Annotated in this window: 18 protein-coding genes; 15 read left to right on the top strand and 3 right to left on the bottom strand. The window is 62.7% G+C overall.

Annotation, left to right across the window (positions count from 1 at the left end):
• The 15 genes from murA (at position 1) to tatC (ending at position 11,203) form a co-directional block, all read left to right on the top strand.
• Entirely contained in the window at positions 1 to 1,251 is a 1,251-nt protein-coding gene (gene murA, locus BXA07_RS17855; protein WP_076569461.1) for a UDP-N-acetylglucosamine 1-carboxyvinyltransferase, read from the top strand.
• Positions 1,252 to 1,263: 12 nt separating this feature from the next.
• Positions 1,264 to 1,944 carry an ATP phosphoribosyltransferase gene (gene hisG / locus BXA07_RS17850; RefSeq protein ID WP_035823105.1) on the top strand — a complete coding sequence of 227 codons (681 nt, stop codon included), beginning with the start codon at positions 1,264 to 1,266 and terminating at the stop codon, positions 1,942 to 1,944.
• 29 nt (positions 1,945 to 1,973) lie between these two features.
• The gene (hisD, locus tag BXA07_RS17845) at positions 1,974 to 3,299 is read left to right on the top strand and encodes a histidinol dehydrogenase (protein WP_076569459.1); all 1,326 of its coding nucleotides are present in this window, start codon (positions 1,974 to 1,976) and stop codon (positions 3,297 to 3,299) included.
• A complete protein-coding gene (locus BXA07_RS17840) occupies positions 3,296 to 4,267 on the top strand; it encodes a DNA-methyltransferase (protein ID WP_076569457.1) in 972 nt (323 codons plus the stop codon). Before hisD ends, BXA07_RS17840 begins: the two co-directional genes overlap by 4 nt.
• Positions 4,268 to 4,300: 33 nt before the next feature.
• Positions 4,301 to 5,395 (top strand): histidinol-phosphate transaminase, encoded by a 1,095-nt coding sequence (gene hisC / locus BXA07_RS17835; protein ID WP_076569455.1) that lies wholly within the window; start codon positions 4,301 to 4,303, stop codon positions 5,393 to 5,395.
• A 19-nt stretch (positions 5,396 to 5,414) separates the two neighbouring features.
• Positions 5,415 to 6,005: an imidazoleglycerol-phosphate dehydratase HisB gene (gene hisB / locus BXA07_RS17830; protein ID WP_010402123.1), complete on the top strand. Its 591-nt coding sequence runs from the start codon at positions 5,415 to 5,417 to the stop codon at positions 6,003 to 6,005.
• A gap of 38 nt (positions 6,006 to 6,043) precedes the next feature.
• Positions 6,044 to 6,682, top strand: a complete 639-nt coding sequence (gene hisH / locus BXA07_RS17825) for an imidazole glycerol phosphate synthase subunit HisH (protein WP_076569453.1) — start codon at positions 6,044 to 6,046, stop codon at positions 6,680 to 6,682.
• A gap of 55 nt (positions 6,683 to 6,737) precedes the next feature.
• Positions 6,738 to 7,511: a 1-(5-phosphoribosyl)-5-[(5-phosphoribosylamino)methylideneamino]imidazole-4-carboxamide isomerase gene (gene hisA, locus BXA07_RS17820; protein WP_076569451.1), complete on the top strand. Its 774-nt coding sequence runs from the start codon at positions 6,738 to 6,740 to the stop codon at positions 7,509 to 7,511.
• A gap of 60 nt (positions 7,512 to 7,571) precedes the next feature.
• Positions 7,572 to 8,333 carry an imidazole glycerol phosphate synthase subunit HisF gene (gene hisF, locus BXA07_RS17815; RefSeq protein ID WP_076569449.1) on the top strand — a complete coding sequence of 254 codons (762 nt, stop codon included), beginning with the start codon at positions 7,572 to 7,574 and terminating at the stop codon, positions 8,331 to 8,333.
• 26 nt (positions 8,334 to 8,359) lie between these two features.
• On the top strand, positions 8,360 to 8,797 hold the full coding sequence (hisI, locus tag BXA07_RS17810; RefSeq protein WP_034753847.1) for a phosphoribosyl-AMP cyclohydrolase: 438 nt from the start codon (positions 8,360 to 8,362) through the stop codon (positions 8,795 to 8,797).
• Positions 8,794 to 9,165 carry a phosphoribosyl-ATP diphosphatase gene (locus BXA07_RS17805; protein WP_076569447.1) on the top strand — a complete coding sequence of 124 codons (372 nt, stop codon included), beginning with the start codon at positions 8,794 to 8,796 and terminating at the stop codon, positions 9,163 to 9,165. The genes hisI and BXA07_RS17805 overlap by 4 nt, the downstream gene beginning before the upstream one ends.
• 15 nt (positions 9,166 to 9,180) lie before the next feature.
• The gene (locus tag BXA07_RS17800) at positions 9,181 to 9,552 is read left to right on the top strand and encodes a histidine triad nucleotide-binding protein (protein ID WP_076569445.1); all 372 of its coding nucleotides are present in this window, start codon (positions 9,181 to 9,183) and stop codon (positions 9,550 to 9,552) included.
• 80 nt (positions 9,553 to 9,632) lie between these two features.
• Entirely contained in the window at positions 9,633 to 9,869 is a 237-nt protein-coding gene (tatA, locus tag BXA07_RS17795) for a Sec-independent protein translocase subunit TatA (RefSeq protein WP_071075001.1), read from the top strand.
• Positions 9,870 to 9,917: 48 nt separating this feature from the next.
• A complete protein-coding gene (gene tatB, locus BXA07_RS17790; RefSeq protein ID WP_076569443.1) occupies positions 9,918 to 10,451 on the top strand; it encodes a Sec-independent protein translocase protein TatB in 534 nt (177 codons plus the stop codon).
• Positions 10,448 to 11,203, top strand: a complete 756-nt coding sequence (gene tatC / locus BXA07_RS17785) for a twin-arginine translocase subunit TatC (RefSeq protein ID WP_076569441.1) — start codon at positions 10,448 to 10,450, stop codon at positions 11,201 to 11,203. The genes tatB and tatC overlap by 4 nt, the downstream gene beginning before the upstream one ends.
• 89 nt (positions 11,204 to 11,292) lie before the next feature.
• Here tatC and BXA07_RS17780 read toward each other — a convergent pair whose 3' ends face one another.
• The 3 genes from BXA07_RS17780 to BXA07_RS17770 form a co-directional block, all read right to left on the bottom strand.
• The gene (locus BXA07_RS17780; protein ID WP_076569440.1) at positions 11,293 to 11,694 is read right to left on the bottom strand and encodes a hypothetical protein; all 402 of its coding nucleotides are present in this window, start codon (positions 11,692 to 11,694) and stop codon (positions 11,293 to 11,295) included.
• A gap of 171 nt (positions 11,695 to 11,865) precedes the next feature.
• The gene (locus BXA07_RS17775) at positions 11,866 to 13,728 is read right to left on the bottom strand and encodes a DUF885 domain-containing protein (protein ID WP_076569438.1); all 1,863 of its coding nucleotides are present in this window, start codon (positions 13,726 to 13,728) and stop codon (positions 11,866 to 11,868) included.
• Between the two features lie 166 nt (positions 13,729 to 13,894).
• On the bottom strand, positions 13,895 to 14,383 hold the full coding sequence (locus BXA07_RS17770) for a hypothetical protein (protein WP_076569437.1): 489 nt from the start codon (positions 14,381 to 14,383) through the stop codon (positions 13,895 to 13,897).
• Positions 14,384 to 14,417 lie beyond the last annotated feature (34 nt).

The following is a 14,417-nucleotide window of genomic DNA, read 5'->3' as shown; positions in this document are numbered from 1 at the left end:
ATGGACAAGCTCCTCATCAACGGCGGCAACCGCCTGAACGGCGACATCGCCATCTCCGGCGCGAAAAACGCTGCCCTGCCCATCCTGTGCGCGGGCCTGCTGACCGCGGGCGACCTGGACCTGACGAACGTGCCGCATTTGCACGACGTCGCCACCATGCTCAAATTGCTGGGCCAGACGGGCCTGAAAGTGCAGCAGGACGGCGACCGCGTGGTCTTGAATGGCAGCGCCATCACCACCCTGGAAGCGCCATATGAACTGGTGAAGACCATGCGCGCCTCGATCCTCGTGCTCGGCCCCATGCTGGCGCGCTTCGGCGAAGCCAAGGTCTCGCTGCCGGGCGGCTGCGCCATCGGTTCGCGCCCCGTCGACCAGCACATCAAGGGCCTGGAAGCGCTGGGCGCCGAGATCCGCATCGAGGCGGGCTACATCTACGCCAAGTGCGCCAAGCTCAAGGGCGCGCGCATCGTCACCGACATGATCACCGTCACCGGCACCGAAAACCTGCTGATGGCGGCGACCCTGGCCGAAGGCGAGACCATCCTGGAAAACGCCGCCTGCGAACCGGAAGTGACCGACCTGGCGCACCTGCTGGTGGCCATGGGCGCGAAGATCGACGGCATCGGCACCAGCCGCCTGGTGATCCAGGGCGTCGACGCGCTGCACGGTGCCTCGCACGCGGTGATCGCCGACCGCATCGAAACGGGTACCTTCCTGTGCGCCGTGGCGGCCACCGGCGGCGACATCACCCTGCGCAACGTGCGCACGGACATCCTCGACGCGGCGCTCGACAAGCTGCGCGCCATGGGCCTGACGATGACCTTCGGCGCCGACTGGATCCGCGCCGAGATGTCGGCCCGTCCGAACCCCGTCAGCTTCCGCACGACGGAATACCCGGGCTTCCCGACCGACATGCAGGCGCAGTTCATGGCCGTCAACACCATCGCCAACGGCGCCAGCCGCGTCACCGAAACGATCTTCGAGAACCGCTTCATGCACGTGCAGGAAATGAACCGCCTGGGCGCCGACATCACCATCGAGGGCAACACGGCCATCATCGCCGGCGTCAAGCAGCTGCGCGGCGCGCCCGTGATGGCGACCGACCTGCGCGCCTCGGCCTCGCTGGTGATCGCCGCCCTGGCCGCCGACGGCGAAACCCTGATCGACCGCATCTATCACCTCGACCGCGGTTACGACCGCATGGAAGTGAAGTTGTCGGCCGTTGGCGCGAACATCGTACGTATTAAATAACAAGGAACGAGCATGAACGGATCGAACAACGGCGACAGCTCCCAGCTGATCCTGGCGCTGTCAAAAGGCCGCATTTTTGAGGACACCATGCCGCTGCTGGAAGCGGCCGGCATCAAGGTGCTGGAAAACCCGGAGACCTCGCGCAAGCTGATTTTGGCCACCAACGATCCAAACGTGCGCGTCATCATCGTGCGCGCCAGCGACGTGCCGACCTACGTGCAGTACGGCGCGGCCGATTTCGGCGTGGCGGGCAAGGACGTGCTGCTGGAGCACGGCGGCGAGGGCCTGTACCAGCCGATCGACCTGAATATCGCCTCCTGCCGCATGTCGGTGGCGGTGCAGGCCGGTTTTGACTACGAAAAGGCCGTGCACCAGGGCGCGCGCCTGCGCGTGGCCACCAAGTTCGTGCACACGGCGCGCGAGCACTTCGCCGCCAAGGGCGTGCACGTCGACCTGATCAAGCTGTATGGCTCGATGGAGCTGGCGCCCCTGGTCGGCCTGTCCGACGCCATCGTCGACCTGGTCAGCACGGGCAGCACTTTGCGCGCGAACAACCTCGTCGAGGTCGAGCACATCATGGAAATTTCGTCGCGCCTGGTGGTTAACCAGGCGGCATTAAAGCTCAAGCGCGAGCGCCTGCAGCCGATTATCGAGGCGTTTGAGCGCGCTTCGCAAACTGCCTCGCAAGCCTAGACAACACCTTCAGTAGCAGAAAGCCGATTATGCCGATACAGATACGCAAGCTCGATTCAAGCCAGGATGGTTTCCAACAATCGCTCGATACGCTGCTGGCGTTCGAGTCGGGCACCGACGAAGCGATTGAAACGTCGGTCGCAAAAATCCTGGCCGATGTGAAAGCGCGCGGCGACGCCGCCGTGCTGGAATACACCAACCGTTTCGACCGCATCCCCCATGGCGGCGCGGCGGAAATGGCGGCCTTTGATATTTCGCAAGCCGAACTGCAGGCGGCCCTGAACGGCCTGCCGTCGGCCCAGCGCGAGGCGCTGCAGATTGCTGCCCAGCGTATCCGCGCCTTCCACGAACGCCAGCGCGAAGAACTGCGCGGCTTTAGCTATACCGAGCCCGATGGCACGGTGCTGGGGCAGAAGATCACGCCGCTGGACCGCGTCGGCATCTACGTCCCGGGCGGCAAGGCTGCCTATCCTTCGTCCGTGCTGATGAACGCGATCCCCGCGCATGTGGCGGGCGTGGGCGAGATCATCATGGTGGTGCCGACGCCCGATGGCGTGAAGAACCAGATGGTGCTGGCCGCCGCGGCGATTGCCGGCGTGACGCGCGTGATCACCATCGGCGGCGCGCAAGCCGTCGGCGCGCTGGCCTACGGCACGCAGACCATCGCCGCCGTCGACAAGATCGTCGGCCCCGGCAACGCCTTCGTCGCCGCCGCCAAGCGCCGCGTGTTCGGCATCGTCGGCATCGACATGATCGCCGGACCGTCGGAAATCCTCGTGCTGTGCGACGGCACGACGGACCCCGACTGGGTCGCGATGGACCTGTTTTCCCAGGCCGAGCACGACGAACTGGCGCAGGCCATTTTGCTGTGCCCGGACGCGGCCTACATCGCGAAAGTGGAAGAGAGCATCGCCAGGCTGCTGCCGACGATGCCGCGCCAGGCCACCATCAGCACTTCGCTGCAGGACAGGGGCGCGCTGATCAAGGTGCGCAGCATGGAAGAGGCGTGTGAAATCGCCAACTCCATCGCGGCGGAGCACCTGGAAATCTCGGCGGACAACCCGCAGCAGTGGGCCGAGCGGATCCGCCACGCGGGCGCCATGTTCCTGGGCCGTTTTTCGTCCGAATCGCTGGGCGACTATTGCTGCGGTCCCAATCACGTGCTGCCGACCTCGCGCACGGCGCGTTTCTCGTCGCCGCTGGGCGTGTACGACTTCCAGAAGCGTTCGTCCATCATTCACGTCAGCGAAGCGGGCGCGCAGACCCTGGGCCGCGTCGCCGCCACCCTGGCGTATGGCGAAGGCTTGCAGGCGCACGCGCGCAGCGCCGAACTGCGTCTGAAGCCGCAGCCATGATGGCAACGGCGGAGCAGCCGGACTGGGTCAACCGGGTCTATTGCGAAGATGCGCTGGCGGGGCTGGCGCGCATTCCCGATGGCTCGGTGGACCTGATCCTGACGGACCCGCCGTACAACCTGGGCAAGGATTACGGCAATGCCTCGGACCAGCAGTCGGTGGCCGACTACCTGCGCTGGACCGAGCAGTGGATCGACGCGGCGCTGCCCAAGCTCAAAGCCAACGGCAGCCTGTATATCTTTCTCACCTGGCGCTATTCGCCGGAGATCTTCGTCATGCTGAAACAGCGCATGGCGATGATGAATGAAATCATCTGGGACCGTCGCGTGCCGTCCATGGGCGGCAGCGTGCGCAGCTTTTCATCGGTGCACGACACCATCGGCTTCTTCGTCAAGCGCAAGGATTACTACTTCGACCTTGACGCGGTGCGCATCGCCTACGACGCGGCCACCAAGAAAGCCCGTTCGCGCTCGATCTTCATCGGCGCGAAATGGCTGGAAGTGGGCTACAACCCGAAAGACCTGTGGAGCGTGTCGCGCCTGCACAAGGAACACCCGGAACGGGCCGACCACCCGACGCAAAAGCCGCTGGAAATCATCGAGCGCATGGTCAAGGCCTCGTGCCCGCCCGGCGGCGTGGTGCTCGACCTGTTCATGGGCAGCGGCACCACGGCCCTGGCGGCCAAGCGCTGCGGGCGCGATTTCGTCGGTTTTGAACTCAATCCCGACTATTGCGCCATCATCGAGCAGCGCCTGGCGGCACTGAGCCGTGAGCTGGCCGAACCGGCCGCGCCGCAGGCGGAAAAGAAGGCGCCGGCCAAGCGGCGTGCCGCAGCGACAGGCGCCGCGCCGAAGGCCGCCAAGGCGGCTACGAAGAAGCCGGCGGCGGCGAAAAAGCTGCCCGCCGTGAAAAAAGCGCCGGCCCGCAAGGCGCGCAGCGTCAGCGTGCCGGAAGACGTCGTCGTTTAGTCTCCATTTAATTCCATCAGGAGTGTTTGCAGCATGTCTTTCCTCGATCAGTTAATCAGCAACACCGTGCGCGCCGACGTGCGCGCCGTCAAGAGCTACCAGGTGGCCGATGCCAGCGGCTACATCAAGCTCGATGCGATGGAAAACCCGTATCCGCTGCCGCAGCATCTGCGCGAGGAACTGGGCGCGCGCCTGGCTGGTGTGGCGCTGAACCGCTATCCGCCGTCCTACGCCAGCCTGCAGCAAGCCATTTGCGCCAATCTGGGCGTGCCGGCCGGCTATGACGTCATGCTGGGCAACGGTTCCGATGAATTGATCTCGATTCTGGCCATGGCTTGCGCCCGCCAGGAGCCGGGCCAGCGCGCCGTGCTGCTGGCGCCCGTGCCGGCCTTCGTCATGTATGCCCGTTCGGCGCAGTTTGCCGGCATGGATTTCGTCGGCGTGCCGTTGAACGCGGACTTCAGCCTGGACATGCCGGCCATGCTGGCAGCCATCGCCGAGCACCGCCCGGCGCTGGTCTTCCTCGCGTATCCGAACAACCCGACGGGCAACCTGTTTGCCGGCGCCGACATCGAACGCCTCCTCGCCGCCCTGGGCGACACGGGCATCGCCGTCGTCGACGAAGCCTACGAGCCGTTCGCGCAGCACAGCTTCATGGGCCGCCTGCCCGAATTCGAGAACCTGGTGGTGATGCGCACCGTGTCGAAACTGGGCCTGGCGGGCATCCGCCTCGGCTACATGTCGGCCGCGCCGGCCTTGCTGGCGCAGTTCGAGAAAGTGCGTCCGCCGTACAATGTCAATGTGCTGACACAGGCGGCGGCCGAATTCGCGCTCGAGCACCTCGACGTGCTCAACGCCCAGGCGGCCTTGCTCAACAGCGCCCGCGACGAGCTGGCGCGGCGCCTGGCGGAACTGCCGGGCGTGACGGTATTTCCCTCGAAGGCAAATTTTCTTCTGATTCGTGTGGCGGATTCCGACGATGTTTGCGCAAAACTGCTTGCCCGCAGGGTTTTAATTAAAAATATGAGTAAAATGCACGTTGCGCTGGTCAATTGCCTGCGCATCAGCGTCAGCACCCCGGAAGAGAATTCCCTTTTTTACGATGCCTTCAAGGCATCCCTCGTTTAGCCTATCGCCAGAGCCTCCCATGAACCGCACCGCAGAAATCACGCGCAACACCAACGAGACGCAAGTTCGCGTCGCCCTCAACCTGGACGGCACGGGCCAGCAAAAGCTGAACACCGGCGTGCCCTTCCTCGACCACATGCTGGACCAGATCGCCCGCCATGGCCTGATCGACCTCGATATCGAGGCGACGGGCGACGTGCATATCGATAACCACCATACGGTGGAAGACGTGGGCATCACCCTGGGCATGGCCGTGGCCAAGGCCATCGGCGACAAGAAGGGCATCCGCCGCTATGGCCACGCCTACGTGCCGCTGGACGAGGCGCTGTCGCGCGTGGTGCTCGACTTCTCGGGCCGCCCGGGCATCGAATACCACATCCCGTTTACGCGCGCCATGATCGCCGGCTTTGACGTGGACCTGACCCTGGAATTTTTCCGCGGCTTCGTCAACCATGCGGGCGTGACATTGCATATCGACAACTTACGCGGCACGAATGCCCACCACCAGTGCGAAACCGTGTTCAAGGCCTTTGGCCGCGCGCTGCGCATGGCTGCCGAGCTCGACGAGCGCGCGGCCGGCATCATTCCATCGACCAAGGGCAGCCTGTAAGTGCCGCGCTCGCTATATTGTAGATTCCGGGATTAAACATGAATAAAATTGTGGTGGTGGATTACGGCATGGGCAATTTGCGCTCGGTAGCGCAAGCCCTGCGTGCCGTGGCGCCGGAAGCGGACGTGCGCATTTCCGGCACACCCGCCGACATCGACAGCGCCGACCGCATCGTCCTGCCGGGCCAGGGCGCCATGCCGGACTGCATGCGCAGCCTGCGTGAATCGGGCGTATTGGAGGCGCTGCTGCGCGCCGCCGACCGCAAGCCCGTGCTGGGCGTGTGCATCGGCGAGCAAATGCTGTTCGACGCCAGCGAAGAAGGCGACGCGGCCGGTTTGGGCTTGCTTCCAGGCAAAGTCGTGCGCTTCCAGCTCGACGGCCAGGTGCAGGAAGACGGCTCGCGCTTCAAGGTGCCGCAAATGGGCTGGAACCAAGTGCGGCAAACGGCATCCCATGCCATGTGGGATGGCATTGCCGACAACGCCTATTTTTACTTTGTGCACAGCTATTTTGCTCAACCTCAAGTGGCAGCGCACACGGTGGGCGAGACTATCTATGGCGCGCCGTTCGCCTGTGCCGTCGCCCGTGATAATATTTTCGCGACACAGTTCCATCCTGAAAAAAGCGCTGCCGCTGGCTTGCAGCTGTACAAGAACTTCGTTCACTGGCAACCTTGACGTTGACTCCCGGGCTTTTTTTCCGCTTCTCACTCACTTTTAAACCACACTGACCATGCTGCTCATTCCCGCCATCGACCTGAAAGACGGTCACTGCGTACGCCTGAAACAAGGCGATATGGAACTTGCCACCGTATTTTCCGAAGACCCGGCCGACATGGCCCGCCATTGGCTGATGCAAGGCGCGCGCCGGCTGCACCTGGTCGACCTGAACGGCGCCTTTGCCGGCAAGCCGAAGAATGAAGGCGCCGTGAAGGCCATCCTGAAAGCCGTGCAGGACTTCGCCGTGGAAAACGACGTCGAGGAAATCCCCGTGCAGCTGGGCGGCGGCATCCGCGACCTCGACACCATCGAGCGCTACCTCGACGCCGGCATCAGCTACATCATCATCGGCACGGCGGCCGTGAAAAGCCCCGGCTTCCTGCATGACGCCTGCAGCGCCTTCCCCGGCCACATCATCGTCGGCCTCGACGCCAAAGATGGTAAAGTGGCAACGGATGGCTGGAGCAAGATGTCGGGCCATGAAGTGATCGACCTGGCGAAAAAATTCGAAGCCTACGGCGTCGAATCGATCATCTACACGGACATCGGCCGCGACGGCATGATGGGCGGCATCAATATCGACGCCACCGTCAAGCTGGCGCAAGCCGTCAAGATCCCCGTCATCGCTTCGGGCGGCCTGCACAACATCGGCGACGTGGAAGCGCTGTGCGCCGTCCAGGCCGAAGGCATCGAAGGCGTGATCTGCGGCCGCTCCATCTATGAAGGCACGATCGACCTGGCGCAGGCGCAGGAACGCGCCGACGAACTGACCGACGCCGCCGTTTAAGCCTGCCCGGCCGGGGCGCGCACACACGCGCCCTGGCCTGGCGACAATCTGGAACCCATCATGCTTGCAAAACGTATCATCCCCTGCCTCGACGTGACCAATGGCCGCGTCGTCAAAGGCGTCAACTTCACGGAATTGCGCGACGCGGGCGACCCCGTGGAAATTGCCCGCCGTTATGACGAGCAGGGCGCCGATGAAATCACTTTCCTCGATATTACCGCCTCGAGCGACAACCGCGGTTTGATCTTCGACATCATCGAAGCGGTGGCGTCGCAAGTCTTCATTCCGCTGACCGTGGGCGGCGGCGTGCGCGTGGTGGAAGACGTGCGCCGCCTGCTCAATGCGGGCGCCGACAAGGTCAGCATCAATACCTCGGCCGTGACGAATCCGCAGCTGGTGTTTGAGGCCTCGCAAAAGCACGGCTCGCAGTGCATCGTCGTCGCCATCGACGCCAAGCAGGTGTCGCCCGGCAAGTGGGAAGTGTTTACCCATGGCGGACGCAACGCCACGGGCCTGGACGCCTTCGAATGGGCGCGTAAGATGGAAAGCCTGGGCGCCGGAGAGATCTTGCTCACAAGCATGGACCGCGATGGCACCAAGGTCGGCTTCGACCTGGGCCTGACGCGCGGCGTGTCCGACGCCGTCAGCATCCCCGTGATCGCCTCGGGCGGCGTGGGCGGCTTGCAAGACCTGGTCGACGGCATCAAGGTGGGCCGCGCGGACGCCGTGCTGGCCGCCAGCATCTTTCACTATGGCCAGCACACGGTGCAGGAAGCCAAGCAGTTCATGGCGCAGCAGGGCATTCCCATGCGCCTGGCATAAACAAGATCGTACCCAGGATAGAGAACATGCAAAACGGAACCATCGTAGCAAGCAATGCCAAGTGGCTGAAAAAGGTCAAATGGGACGAGCACGGGCTGGTGCCCGTGATCGCGCAGGAAGCGGGCAGCAATGACGTGCTGATGTTCGCCTGGATGAACCGCGACGCGCTGGCGCGCACGGTGGAGCTGGGCGAAGCCGTGTACTGGAGCCGTTCACGCAAGAAACTGTGGCACAAGGGCGAAGAGTCGGGCCACACGCAAAAGGTGCTGGAAATCCGCCTCGATTGCGATGAAGACGTGGTCTTGCTGAAAATCGAGCAGGCCGGCGGCATCGCTTGCCATACGGGCCGCCACTCGTGCTTCTTCCAGAAGTTCGAAGGCGACGAGAAAACGGGCGAATGGCAAGTCACCGACCCCGTCCTGAAAGACCCTGAGACGATTTACGCGGAAAGCAAGAGCAAATGAGTGAAACCTTGAAACGCCTGGCCGCCGTGATCGAATCGCGCAAGCTGGCCAATGGCGGCGACCCCGCCACCTCGTATGTCGCGCGCCTGTTCGCCAAGGGCGACGATGCCATTTTGAAAAAAATCGGCGAGGAAGCGACGGAAACCGTGATGGCCGCCAAGGATGCGCGCCGCGACAATGACCCGTCGAAAGTCTTGTACGAATGCGCCGACCTGTGGTTTCACTCGCTGGTGATGCTGGCGCAGTTCGACCTGACGCCGCAGCAGGTGCTCGACGAGCTGGCGCGCCGCGAAGGCCTGTCCGGCCTGGAAGAAAAGGCGGCGCGCAAGGACGAGCTGCGCGACGCCGGCGAAGCGGACAAACACTGACCTACTGGAGCGCGCATGGATAACTGTATTTTCTGCAAGATTGCTGCAAAACAAATTCCTTCCAGCATAGTCTATGAAGACGAGGACTTGCTGGCCTTCAAGGACATCAACCCGGCCGCCCCCGTGCACCTGCTGCTGATCCCGAAGCGCCACGTGGCCAGCCTGTCCGACTGCGACGACAGCCATGCGGACATGCTGGGCAAGCTGCTGCGCCTGGCGCCGAAACTCGCTGCCGAGTTCGGCTGCGCCGTCAGCTATGACGCCGACGGCGTGCCGGCAGGCGGCTTCAAGACCATGATCAACAGCGGCCCGAACGGCGGGCAAGAGGTGTATCACCTGCACCTGCACGTGTACGGCGGCCCCCGCCCCTGGCGCGGCCAGCACTGATTTCGCCGTGCGCGGGGTTCGCGTGTATACTACCGGCATTGGTTGACGCTATTCGGGCACCGTCCCGCAAGGAGAATGTGATGGGTTCATTGAGTATTTGGCACTGGGTGATCGTTCTGGTCATCGTGATGCTGGTCTTCGGCACCAAGAAACTGGGCAATATCGGCGGTGATATCGGCAAGGCCGTCAAAGGCTTCAAGGATGGCGTCAAGGGCGACGACGACGCTCCGGCAGCCAATACCCCTCCTGCCGCGCCATCGCAAGTGGCCGACAAAAGCACCATCGACGTCGAGACGAAAGAGAAAAGCAAGTTCTGATAGCGTGGCGGGGCCCTTGCCTCGTCCGGTAACAGCCCTTGTCCGCTTATGATCGATCTCGGTCTCTCTAAAATCGCCATCATCGGCGTCGTTGCGTTGATAGTCATCGGCCCTGAAAAGCTGCCGAGAGTGGCGCGCATGGCCGGCACCCTGTATGGCCGCGCGCAACGCTACCTGAACCAGGTGAAATCCGAAGTTTCGCGCGAAATTGAAATGGAAGAGCTGAAAAACCTGCAGAAGGAAGTGCAGGAGGCGGCCCATTCCGTCAAGCAAAGCGTGGAGAAATCCATGCATGGCGTGGAAAACTCGATCTCCGGCAACCTGGCCGAGGTGGAAAACGCCTGGCGCGGCGATTCCAGTGCCTATGATGGGCATCACGATGCCCATGAAGCCATGCTGCGCGCCACCAACGATGACCTGGCCCGCAAGGCACGCGAATTCCGCCGCAAGAAACTGGTGCGCAATTCCGCCGTTCCCGGCTGGTACAAGCAGCGCCATGGCGGCAAGCAGCACGTGCAGTCGGCCGCCGCCCGCGTGGCGCGTTTCCGTCCGCGCGCCAGTTCCTCCTCCTTTTACTCATGAGTAACAAAACCCCGGTGGAAGAAACCTTTATCTCGCATCTGGTCGAGCTGCGCAACCGCCTGGTCAAGGCCTCGATCGGCATCGCCGTCGTCTGCGCCGTGCTGTTTTACTGGCCCGGCCCTTCGCATATCTACGATTTCATTGCCGCGCCGATGATCGCCTCGCTGCCGGCCGGCTCGAAAATGATCGCCACCGGCGTCATTTCGCCGTTCCTGGTGCCGATGAAGGTCACGCTGGTGATCGCCTTTATCGTCGCCTTGCCCTGGGTGCTGTACCAGATGTGGGCCTTCATCGCGCCCGGCCTGTACACGCATGAAAAGCGCCTGATCGCGCCGCTGGTCATCTCCTCGTCGCTGCTGTTCATGGCCGGCGTGGCCTTCTGCTATTTCTTTGTCTTTGGCCGCGTGTTCCACTTCATCAGCGATTTTTCGCCATCGTCGATCGCCGTGACGCCGGATATCGAAAACTACCTCGATTTCGTCATGTCGATGTGCCTGGCCTTCGGCGCCACCTTCGAGGTGCCCGTGGTGGTGGTGATCCTCGTGCGCATGGGCTTGGTTTCCATCGCGAAACTCAAGGAAGTGCGTCCCTACATCATCGTCGGCGCCTTCGTCATTGCCGCCATCGTCACGCCGCCGGACGTCGTCAGCCAGTTCTCGCTGGCCATCCCCATGTGCCTGCTGTTCGAGCTGGGCCTGCTGGTGGCGCCCATCTTCGTCAAGGCCACGCAGGCGCCGGAAGAAGCGTCCTAGACACTCTACAATACTCGCCAGCAAAAGCCGCTGGCTCCCCCCCCCCCAGGAGCAGCGGCTTTTTCATTGTCGGGCAAGTTGGTGGGCGCTTACTGCAGCATCAGTTTGCTGAGGATGCCCAGGTTGAGCAGGATCAAGGTGCTCATCATCCAGTAGACGTGCTTCATGTCGGCGCCCTGGCGCAAGTCCAGGCGTTCCAGGCGGGCGTCGAATGTTTGCTCCAGGGCGTCTATTTTGGTGTCGAGCCTGAGCTCCAGCGCATCGATCTTCACCGCCAGGGCGCCTACCTTGGTATCGACGTTCTGCGACACCAGCTTGATTTCCCCCAGCAGATTGCGCTCCAGCGCCGCCAGTTCGCCATGCACGACGACGGCCGAGCCCAGTACCTCGCCCAAGGCCGTGGCATGGGCTTCGGCCTGCTGCGTGGGCACGCCCGCCGAGGCGAGGCGTTTGGCGTAATCGAGGGTATCGAACTGGATGGGCATATGCATGGACGCTCCTGAACTCACCCTAGCAGAAAAATCGGCAATTGCCAGTGAGGAGTGCGGTGGCGCCTGCCTTCCCGTCAGCTTAATCGACAGGGGCGCTGGCGGTTTGCGGCGGCGCAAACGCATGCAAAAAGGGCGCCGCAGCGCCCTTTGCAAGCTGACGGCGAGCGCCGCTTAATTCATCAATTCCTTGATGACTTTCACGGGTGCGCTGCCGTAGCTGAGGAATTGCTCGTGGAAATCCTTCAGCACGAACTTGTTGCCCAGCGCCTGCTTGCGCTGTTCGCGCAAGTCCATGATTTCGCTGTAGCCGCTGAAATAGCTGGTCAGTTGCACCGAGCTCAGCTGCACGCGGCGCCATTTTTCCGTCGCTTCGCGCTTGGTCTGGAAGGCCTGGCGCGTCAGCAGGTCCAGCGCCTGCGCTTCCGTCATGCCCAGCACGTGCACGCTGTAATCGAGGATGGTGTTGGTGACGCTGCGCAAGTTCCATTTCGAATACATCAGCCACATTTCCGGCGCGTTGTTGCCGTAGCCCGATTCGAGCATCATGCGCTCGCCATACACGGCCCAGCCTTCGATCATGGCGCCATTGCCGAAGATGGACTTGACCAGCGACGGCGACTTGTTGGCGTACACGAGCTGCGTGTAGTGGCCGGGGATGGCTTCGTGGATGTTCAGGATCTGCAAGATCCAGTGGTTGTACTCGCGCAAGCTGCTTTCCGCCTGTTCCGGCGTTTCGCCGTCGAGCGGCGTCACGTTGTAATAGGTGCGGTCCTGCGGGCGGTAGGGGCCGGGTGCCTCGATGCTGGCACCGGCCACGCCGCGCTGGTAGGCGGGCGTTTCACGCACCACCAGGGGCTTTTTCGGGTCCATCGTCAGCAGGTTGTGGCTGCTCACCCATGCCTGCAATTCCGGGATCTGGCGGCGGATTTCCGGCACGAAATCGGCGGGCGCCACGTGGTTGCTGGACAGCTTGTCGATCACCATGCCGATCTTCGCCGTGCGGTCCGCCGGCTTGGCTGTGCTGCCCATGGTTTTTAGCCACAGCTCGTCGGACAGGCTGTCCATGTGCTCGAGCAGCTTTTCGCGGGCGGCCAGGGCTTTCTGGTACATCTGCTCGGCGCTCACGCTGGCCTGGATATCGTAGGCAAATTTCTGCTCGTACAAATCCTTGCCGATGCGGAAGGAGCGCGCATTGCCGTTCTGCGCCAGCGCGGCATCCTGTTCCGTCAGCCAGGCCGCATAGCCTTGCACGGCCGTGCGGGCCGCGGCGATGCGGGCGTTGTACAGCTGCTTTTCCGTCGGCGTCAGGATGGAGCCCTGTGCCGTCTTGTTCAGGTCGTCCAGCACGCTGAGCACGCCAGCGCTCTGGGCGATGGCCAGCTGCGTGTGTTCGCGCGTGGGGTTGACGATGCTGGCGCGGGCGGCCGCATAGTATTGCGGTACGCTGGCGATGCGCTTGAGCAAGGTGCGCAGGCGCTGCGGCTGCGAGGCGTATTCCGTGTTCAGTATGAAATCGATGGAGCCGGCCACGTTGTACTGGGCGGGATTCCATTCGAATTCGCGGAAGGTGGTCAGGTACCAGCGGTCCGATTGCAGCTTGTTCGTCAGCAGGGCCAGGTCGGTGCGTTGCTTGTCGGACATCTTGCTCGCATTCAACTTGCCGAATTTGCCCAGCCACTCTTCGATGAAGGCCAGCTGTTTCTGGCGGCTGGCCGCGTCTGGAATGCTCAGGTTGGCAGCGCCATCGTATTTGCCGACCGAAATCGCGCTTTCCGGGTCCAGGCGCCACAGGGCCGTGAGGAACTGGCCGCTGAGGTTATTCATGGAACGGTCGCTGCTGTTCTCGCTGGCGACGGCCGCGACCGTGGCTGCCGTGGCAGCCGTGACGACGGCCGCCTTCTTGGCGACGGTTTTTTTCTTGCTGCTGCTGGTGCCGGCCTTGCCGCTTTTCTGCGCTTTCTTGGCGGCGCTGGCCGGCGTCAGGGTAAATGCCATCATCAATGCGGCGAGCGCAATTTTGTTTCTTGTTAGCATATTTAATCTCTTGAATATTTGGTTGTTTGTTAAAATCAGTAAATAATAAACTGATAATATAAGCAACAAACAACTATTGAAAGGTTGGCCTTGCTTGCCTGGGCGGCCCAAAGATTAGCATTAATTGTCGCCGCTGCGCAGTTTTTTGCGCCGCAGGCGCGCGGCGCTAGACGCTGATGGCGCCGGCGCGCAGCATGTCCTGGTGGCGTGCATTCAGGTCCGCCACGGCATCCTTGCCGCGCGCCATGCCGGTGGCGTGGATTTCCGTTTCTTGCGTGTAGCGCTGGCTGACGCGCACCGTGTAGGACTGGAACAGCCAGCTCCAGAAGTTCGTTTCGTAGACGGCTTCATCCATGTCGCGCCATTTGACGCCCGTCAGTTTCTTTTTCCACGGCAAGATGCCGGACGCCAGCCATACGCCGGCCTCGTCGCAATACAGCTGGTAGCTGCGGATGGTCAGCAGGCGGTAGCCGACGATCAGGGCCGAGCCGACCAGCACCACGAAGGCGGCCCGCGTGTTGTACTTGAAGGCCAGCGGCAGGGCGGCAAAGAACAGCAGCACGGCGATGAGGAAGGTGCTGACATAAGCCGTCCAGGATTTGCCGCACAAAAAGGTGGCGCGCTGGCCGGCGCTGGTGGCGATGAAGTCGGTCATGAGCAAGGAGGACAAAGAAACAGGAATAATCGCA

This window comes from Janthinobacterium sp. TND4EL3, assembly GCF_900156175.1.
Lineage (GTDB): Bacteria > Pseudomonadota > Gammaproteobacteria > Burkholderiales > Burkholderiaceae_D > Janthinobacterium.
Note: the sequence above shows the minus strand (reverse complement) of the source record. Positions and strands in the feature narration are given on the sequence as shown.

Excerpts from the sequence above, each read along its gene's own strand:
- murA (WP_076569461.1), top strand. The coding sequence starts at position 1 with ATGGACAAGCTCCTCATCAACGGCGGCAACCGCCTGAACGGCGACATC.
- hisG (WP_035823105.1), top strand. The coding sequence starts at position 1,264 with ATGAACGGATCGAACAACGGCGACAGCTCCCAGCTGATCCTGGCGCTG.
- hisD (WP_076569459.1), top strand. The coding sequence starts at position 1,974 with ATGCCGATACAGATACGCAAGCTCGATTCAAGCCAGGATGGTTTCCAA.
- BXA07_RS17840 (WP_076569457.1), top strand. The coding sequence starts at position 3,296 with ATGATGGCAACGGCGGAGCAGCCGGACTGGGTCAACCGGGTCTATTGC.
- hisC (WP_076569455.1), top strand. The coding sequence starts at position 4,301 with ATGTCTTTCCTCGATCAGTTAATCAGCAACACCGTGCGCGCCGACGTG.
- hisB (WP_010402123.1), top strand. The coding sequence starts at position 5,415 with ATGAACCGCACCGCAGAAATCACGCGCAACACCAACGAGACGCAAGTT.
- hisH (WP_076569453.1), top strand. The coding sequence starts at position 6,044 with ATGAATAAAATTGTGGTGGTGGATTACGGCATGGGCAATTTGCGCTCG.
- hisA (WP_076569451.1), top strand. The coding sequence starts at position 6,738 with ATGCTGCTCATTCCCGCCATCGACCTGAAAGACGGTCACTGCGTACGC.
- hisF (WP_076569449.1), top strand. The coding sequence starts at position 7,572 with ATGCTTGCAAAACGTATCATCCCCTGCCTCGACGTGACCAATGGCCGC.
- hisI (WP_034753847.1), top strand. The coding sequence starts at position 8,360 with ATGCAAAACGGAACCATCGTAGCAAGCAATGCCAAGTGGCTGAAAAAG.
- BXA07_RS17805 (WP_076569447.1), top strand. The coding sequence starts at position 8,794 with ATGAGTGAAACCTTGAAACGCCTGGCCGCCGTGATCGAATCGCGCAAG.
- BXA07_RS17800 (WP_076569445.1), top strand. The coding sequence starts at position 9,181 with ATGGATAACTGTATTTTCTGCAAGATTGCTGCAAAACAAATTCCTTCC.
- tatA (WP_071075001.1), top strand. The coding sequence starts at position 9,633 with ATGGGTTCATTGAGTATTTGGCACTGGGTGATCGTTCTGGTCATCGTG.
- tatB (WP_076569443.1), top strand. The coding sequence starts at position 9,918 with ATGATCGATCTCGGTCTCTCTAAAATCGCCATCATCGGCGTCGTTGCG.
- tatC (WP_076569441.1), top strand. The coding sequence starts at position 10,448 with ATGAGTAACAAAACCCCGGTGGAAGAAACCTTTATCTCGCATCTGGTC.
- BXA07_RS17780 (WP_076569440.1), bottom strand. The coding sequence starts at position 11,694 with ATGCATATGCCCATCCAGTTCGATACCCTCGATTACGCCAAACGCCTC.
- BXA07_RS17775 (WP_076569438.1), bottom strand. The coding sequence starts at position 13,728 with ATGCTAACAAGAAACAAAATTGCGCTCGCCGCATTGATGATGGCATTT.
- BXA07_RS17770 (WP_076569437.1), bottom strand. The coding sequence starts at position 14,383 with ATGACCGACTTCATCGCCACCAGCGCCGGCCAGCGCGCCACCTTTTTG.